The sequence below is a fragment of the Salipiger thiooxidans genome, assembly GCF_900102075.1.
GTDB lineage: Bacteria > Pseudomonadota > Alphaproteobacteria > Rhodobacterales > Rhodobacteraceae > Salipiger > Salipiger thiooxidans.
Genome location: NZ_FNAV01000055.1, coordinates 1 through 5,885 on the forward strand (window position 1 = coordinate 1; position 5,885 = coordinate 5,885).

The 5,885-nt window shown below is 59.2% G+C and carries 5 protein-coding genes and 3 pseudogenes; 2 read left to right on the plus strand and 6 right to left on the minus strand.

Annotated features, from left to right (window positions below):
* Window positions 1–262: pseudogene (locus BLQ77_RS27870) on the minus strand (transposase); the annotation flags it as partial.
* Window positions 263–392: 130 nt separating this feature from the next.
* Between BLQ77_RS27870 and BLQ77_RS27875 the strand changes: the two are divergent.
* Entirely contained in the window at window positions 393–647 is a 255-nt protein-coding gene (locus tag BLQ77_RS27875) for a hypothetical protein (protein ID WP_131822097.1), read from the plus strand.
* A gap of 863 nt (window positions 648–1,510) precedes the next feature.
* On the opposite strand, the pseudogene BLQ77_RS27885 reads toward BLQ77_RS27875, so the two are convergent.
* From BLQ77_RS27885 to BLQ77_RS28585, 5 genes and pseudogenes are all read right to left on the minus strand, one after another.
* A pseudogene (locus BLQ77_RS27885) lies at window positions 1,511–2,307 on the minus strand (IS630 family transposase); the annotation flags it as partial.
* Window positions 2,308–2,467: 160 nt separating this feature from the next.
* Window positions 2,468–2,983 carry a hypothetical protein gene (locus BLQ77_RS28580; protein WP_131822098.1) on the minus strand — a complete coding sequence of 172 codons (516 nt, stop codon included), beginning with the start codon at window positions 2,981–2,983 and terminating at the stop codon, window positions 2,468–2,470.
* Between the two features lie 97 nt (window positions 2,984–3,080).
* A pseudogene (locus BLQ77_RS27890) lies at window positions 3,081–3,491 on the minus strand (transposase family protein); the annotation flags it as partial.
* Window positions 3,404–3,706 carry a hypothetical protein gene (locus tag BLQ77_RS28995; RefSeq protein ID WP_165617242.1) on the minus strand — a complete coding sequence of 101 codons (303 nt, stop codon included), beginning with the start codon at window positions 3,704–3,706 and terminating at the stop codon, window positions 3,404–3,406. The gene BLQ77_RS28995 and the pseudogene BLQ77_RS27890, both read right to left, overlap by 88 nt.
* A gap of 37 nt (window positions 3,707–3,743) precedes the next feature.
* Window positions 3,744–4,340 carry a hypothetical protein gene (locus BLQ77_RS28585; protein WP_165617243.1) on the minus strand — a complete coding sequence of 199 codons (597 nt, stop codon included), beginning with the start codon at window positions 4,338–4,340 and terminating at the stop codon, window positions 3,744–3,746.
* 268 nt (window positions 4,341–4,608) lie between these two features.
* Here BLQ77_RS28585 and BLQ77_RS27895 point away from each other — a divergent pair, with 268 nt between their 5' ends.
* The gene (locus tag BLQ77_RS27895) at window positions 4,609–5,781 is read left to right on the plus strand and encodes an IS5 family transposase (protein ID WP_089962992.1); all 1,173 of its coding nucleotides are present in this window, start codon (window positions 4,609–4,611) and stop codon (window positions 5,779–5,781) included.
* The last annotated feature ends 104 nt before the right edge of the window (window positions 5,782–5,885 follow it).

Below are 5,885 nucleotides of genomic sequence, written 5' to 3' on the forward strand. Positions count from 1 at the left end.
GTTGTCTGCCGGAGCGCCATGCCGAACAAAACCTTCATCGAAAGGCACGTCTGGATAGCGGCATCGCTGTAGGTCTGCTGTCGGCCACCCCGGCCTGTCGCCGCGCCATCCCAGCTCATCTCAGGGTCGAACCAACCTCTCGTGACATTGCTGCGCAATGCACTGCCGGTCAGTGGATCGTCAGCGAACCCCGGCGCTTGAGCGCTTCGTTATAGGCTGGCCAGTTCCTGGTCCTGTAGGTCGCGGGTATGGGTCTGCTCATGCATCCCGGCTACCACGCTGGATTCACGAGATGAATCCCTCACGCGATTTGTGCAACAGAGCCGTCGAACGGCCAGATCGTCGAGCGACGGGTGAAGCCCAAGTCCACGTCGATGGATCGCGAGGCTCTCATGAAACATATTGCCGAGTTGATCCACGGCCAAAAAGGGCTCTGCAAGTTGACCGGGCTGCCGCTCGACCTGCCACCTGTCAGTGACCGCGACATGATGGCCTCTCCCGATCGGATCGACAGCGGCCTCGGATACGAGATCGGCAACATCCAGATCGTGTGCTGGTTCGCCAATCGCTGGAAGGGCGACGACAGCGACACGAATTTTCGCCGGCTCCTTTCTCGGCTCGGGATCGAGCCCCCAGCTTCGGACTGACGCATGGACCTCTCCGTCTGCCTGTCTGTCTTTCGGCCGGAAATCTCTGATCGGGGTTTCTCGGAGGCGGCAGACCAGAGAGCCGCCGGGGGATCGCACACCTTTTTCCTTGTTTGAGACAGAAGGTAGACATGGCTCCCTCCAGACCCGACATTCCGAAGAAACTGGCCGCCCGGGTCCGCGGCGCACAGGCGCGCGTGACGGAACTGCGCGACTCCCTCATCCACAATCACAAGCGACGCCTCCAGGCGCAGGCAGAGCTCGACGTCTTCCATCGCGACCCGGAAGGCCTATGCCGCGGATCGCTACGGCAACCACGGGGTCGACAGCTACCCCGTCCAAACCCGAACCTCCCGCCTCGCCGACGACGTAGCCTATCGCTCGAGCCGCATCAGTGAAATCGAGCGGGACCTTCCGGACGCGGAAGCCGCACTCGTCGCCGTGGAAGCCGATGTCCTCGCTGAGGTGCTGTCCATGCGACCCTCGACGGGTCGCGTGCCATGGCCGAAGCCTCTCCCATCCTTCACCGGGTGCATCTCTCGCGGGCTCGAGGCGCAGCAGCGAGACATCGATGCCGAGCCCGCCCGGGTCAAGGCACCATGCAAGAACTGCGCATGCTCCCGGCGCTACACGGTATCGGCGTTCTTCAGCTCGACGCAGAGAATCCTCCGAGAGCAACATTCTGTTTCCGGCCCGCGGCCGTTCGGACGTCGACTGGTCAACCTGCAATCGGCTCGTGACTGAGAACCCGGACTTTAAGAATTTCATCAAGCGCATTCGGCAGTTCTATCAGACTGGGGCTCTGTTGCACAAATCGTCTGAACACCGAGGTTCCCCTATCCCCGGACGGACCTATCCCACAGCTTCCGTGACGGGTAGTTGTCCATCACCAGATGAATGTCGCGCTCCTTCGGGACTGCCCTGTCGATCTGCCTCAGAAAATCCAGGAAGTCGGTTGCGCGATGGCGCTTGTAGCATTTCCCGATCACCGCTCCCGTCACGATGTCGAGCGCGGCAAACAGCGAGGTCGTGCCATGGCGAATGTAGGTGTGCGTCCTTCGCTCGGCGACACCTGGCGCCATCGGCAATACCGGTTGCTCGCGATCAAGCGCCTGGATCTGGGATTTTTCGTCTACGCACAAAACGATGGCCGGTTCGGCGGTGCCATGTAGAGGCCGACAATATCCTGCACCTTGTCCACGAACAGCGGGTCGGTCGAGAGTTTGAAGGTCTCGCTGCGATGCGGCTGCAAGCCGAAGGCGGTCCAGATCCGGCGGATAGTTGTGTGCGACAGGCCGGTCGCCGCGGCCAACGACCGGATCGACCAATGGGTGGCATCCTTGGGCGTGGTGTTCAGCGTTCTCTCGATCACCTCGGCCACCTGATCGTCCGATACTGTGCGGGGACGACCAGGACGGTATTCGTCGGTCAGACCCTCGATCCGATCCTTCACGAACCGCCTGCGCCACTTGCCCACCGTGTGCTCATGCACCCCGAGGCGCATACCGACCTCCTTGCTTTGAAGACCCTCCGCACAGAGCAAGATCATACGGCACCGGTCCGACAGCGAGCGGGCCGCCTTGTGTCGCCGAACTTGCGCCTCGAGAAAGCTCCGCTCATCGGCACTCAAAACCACCACGTCTGCAATCCGACCAACCATTTGATCTCCCCGAAAACCTCGGGTCAATGATATGAACTACAGTTCCGGATGACTAGCGAAGAATGTGTTTCAAATGCATGGCGCTGACGGCGCAGGGCGAGCAGTCGTGCGCAAGAAGCCGCTGCGAGGTCCCCGGAACCACTTGGCAATCCCGCGACAGCTATCGAGGACCGTTGAATATGCAGAAGTGAATCACAAGATAGGGTGGCATATTATTGTGGGGTAGCGACCCGCCAGCAGAACCAGATTTATGCCACGAACCAATATTATTTTCTCTATTTGAATCCGGATGGAAAACCTCCCGAAGTCTTCCGTCAGACGCGAGTGCTGAGTATCCCTTGTGAGGATTATGTTCATGTGAGGGCATTTCGTCTATCGTGAGCAGAACTGTTTCTTCACCGTCCTTGCTACCTGCCAAGAACTTATCCGAAGCGCCGAGAAGAAAGCGGCCTTGAGCGTCATCAAATGCAACCCATTGAGCCTCTCTAGCTTCCGAGCATGGAGCAACCGAAGCTAGAACTGATTGCGACAATGCGCTAGCCATCCAGCGGTTTTGCTCTTCCAGTGCTTGTATTCGCCCCTGCAACTCCGAGAGTGAAGCCAGTATTCCTTCAGATTGCGCCCAAACTGGCGCAGATGCAATAATAATAGTTGTGAGGAGTAGAACCTTGTTCATATCAATTCCTTTCTTGGGTACGGTCACATTGCCCCATCGAACCAAAATTTGATATCACTACCCTCTCGTGCATGTAGACATGCACTGCCGGGCAGTGGATGTGGAAGAAGCCGATCGGGTAGCGCTTGAACTTCTGGCGCTTCGACTTGTCGCCCTCGACGTCCGGCAGGCGCGAGATGCCATGCCGTTGCAGGCAGCGATGCAATGCTGACCGCGTCAGGTGCGGGATCGACGGCTGCAGGGCATAGAGACAGTCATCAAGCGGCAGAAGTGTGTGGCGCCGAAAGGCGACGATCATGGCCTCTTCTGCTTCGGTCAGGACCGTGGAGCGCGGCTCCTTCGGGCCGGTCTTCAGATCCTCGACCGTCGTCCGCTCCCGCCACTTCGCAACCGTCTTGGCATTGATGCCCAGCTCTCGGCTCAGTTCCGCGAGCGAAGCTTGCGATCGCTATATTGCAGCTCTGACGGCGTGCGTGGTCGTGGCGCAACCGTGACGAACTTGTCCCATAGTGCTTCCTTCCATTCCTGCGAAAGGATCACACCATCAAACCGTGCGACTAAACAGATGTACTCGGCCAATTCCCGGATCATCCACTCGTCGGGGTCTCGCACAATCGCCGCTGTCATTCTGGGCTTTTTGAGCTTACTCTCGGCGATATCGGCCGCAACCAGACGATGGCGAACCATTTCGGCTGTGTAGGTGCCGCGCCGCTTGGGTGACACGTAGCCTTCGGCATTCAGAACATCCGCGATTTTCCGGTCACGGCACGGTCCTGCAGCAACAATAGTTGGGGCCGGTCCGCGGATGCGAGCAGCCACCACTGTAGTAGTGGGCCTTCAAACCAGTCACCGCTTGCTCGGAGTCCATCGGTGCATCGTCGTAGAGGTGTAAAGACGAAAAACAAGAAAAACGCACGTTATTATAACGCTCCATGGACGATGCAGGATGATCGATTAGTTGATCGCAGACCGTGTCGCAGGTTACCCTAACCAAATCTTCTTCTACCGGGAGCCAATCATCCGGCCTGTCGATGATCCACCCGTTTGGCGAAGCATATGGGCGATGCACGGCACGGACCCAGCCACTCCAATTGCTCTCCCCACTATTGCTGTGAATACCCAGACAGGCGCCCTGCGCTACAGCTTGTTTTATTTGACTAATCGGTTGTGTTGGACCAGTCACGTCTGGTTCAAGCCCGTCTAGGCGTTGGATCAACGCAAAGTTCTGGTCTTCCAGTGTTTTGATCCGCTCGCTGAGATCCGAAAACTCTTGCAGCAAGCTTGCACCAGAGTCTTGGGCCAACGCCTGCAAGGATGAGACAAAGACAAATAGGACAGTCAGGAAAAATCTTCGCACTATTTTCAACCCTTTCTATTCAAGAACTTTGCTACGGAGAGCATGCAGAAACGCCCGCTTGAGGATGAGACATCCGGGGCTAAACCCTCCCCGAGGGCAATCTAAACACCGCCCAGTACAAAGCATAAAATGAAGCCAAATACTACAGACTTTGAATAGCCCCGTGTATCGTGGACGCCTTCTTCGCTAGCAGGCTGCTGAAAAACTCCGGTCTCGACGCGCATCGAGGAACATGATTCATCGCCCCCACGGTATGACGGAGGTGGCGATGCGCGGATCGGACGAGGTGACGGGGTCGCTGTTCAGCTATGTCGATCTTGAGGAGCGCATCCCGTCCCGGCATCCGCTGCGCAAGATCAGATCCGTCGTCAACGATGCCCTGCGTTCACTGGATGCCGAGTTCGATCGACTTTATGCGGGTGAGGGCCGTCCTTCCATTGCGCCGGAACGCTTGATCCGCGCCAGCCTGCTGCAAATCCTCTACTCAATCCGATCCGAGCGGCAGCTCATGGAGCAGATGGACTACAACCTGCTGTTCCGCTGGTTCGTGGGCCTCGGGATCGACGATGCCGTCTGGGTCCCCACGGTGTTCAGCAAGAACCGCGACCGATTGCTGACCACCGACATGTCCCGCCGGATCATGGCTGCCATCCTGGCGCATCGTGATGTGGCGCCGCTGCTGTCCGACGATCATTTCTCGGTCGACGGAACTCTGGTGAAGGCTTGGGCATCCATGAAGAGCTTCCAGCCGAAGGACAGTGCGATGCCCGACCGGGACGACGATCCGGGTGATCCGCCAGATGACCGTGTATCGCCAACATCGTCTCCTGACCAATCCACTGCCGAGCCCAAACCCATGCCCCGTCCCGCACGCCGCAGCCGCAATGCCGAAGTCGATTTTCGTGGCGAACGACGCTCGAACGCGACGCACGCGTCGATGACTGATCCCGAGGCCCGGCTGTTCAAGAAGTCGCCCGGCGCTGGCGCGGTGCTATGCTTCATGGGGCATAGCCTGATGGAGAACCGTTCCGGCCTGATCGTGCACGCCGACCTCACGCAAGCTGACGGGCACGCCGAGCGCCGTGCCGCCATCGACATGCTCCATCGGCACTCGCCCGGATCGACGCGGCGTCTGACCCTGGCAGCGGATCGTGGCTACGACAGCGCCGACTTCGTCGCCGAACTGCGCCAGATGGTGGTGACGCCGCATGTCGCCCAGAAGTCCCGCCATTCAGCCATCGACGGTCGGACCACCCGACATCCCGGCTATGCCAAATCCCAGCGATGCCGAAAGAAGATCGAGGAACCCTTCGGCTGGGCCAAGACCGTCGGCGGCCTGACACAGACCATGTATCGCGGCATAGAGCGCGTGCGCGCCCGCTTTACGCTGACAATGGCGGCCTGCAATCTCGCAAGGCTGCCGAAACTGCTCGCAGCCTGACCGGGGAAGCCGCAGTCAGGTCTGCCTGCGCATGCTCCAGCCCCACCCAGCATCCGCGTCGAGGGAAACCATCCCTCACGCGGGCCTTTTTCAGCGCCCTGCTA

Coding starts and splice junctions, on each gene's coding strand:
- BLQ77_RS27875 (WP_131822097.1), top strand. CDS start 393: ATGAAACATATTGCCGAGTTGATCCACGGCCAAAAAGGGCTCTGCAAG.
- BLQ77_RS27895 (WP_089962992.1), top strand. CDS start 4,609: ATGCGCGGATCGGACGAGGTGACGGGGTCGCTGTTCAGCTATGTCGAT.
- BLQ77_RS28580 (WP_131822098.1), bottom strand. CDS start 2,983: ATGAACAAGGTTCTACTCCTCACAACTATTATTATTGCATCTGCGCCA.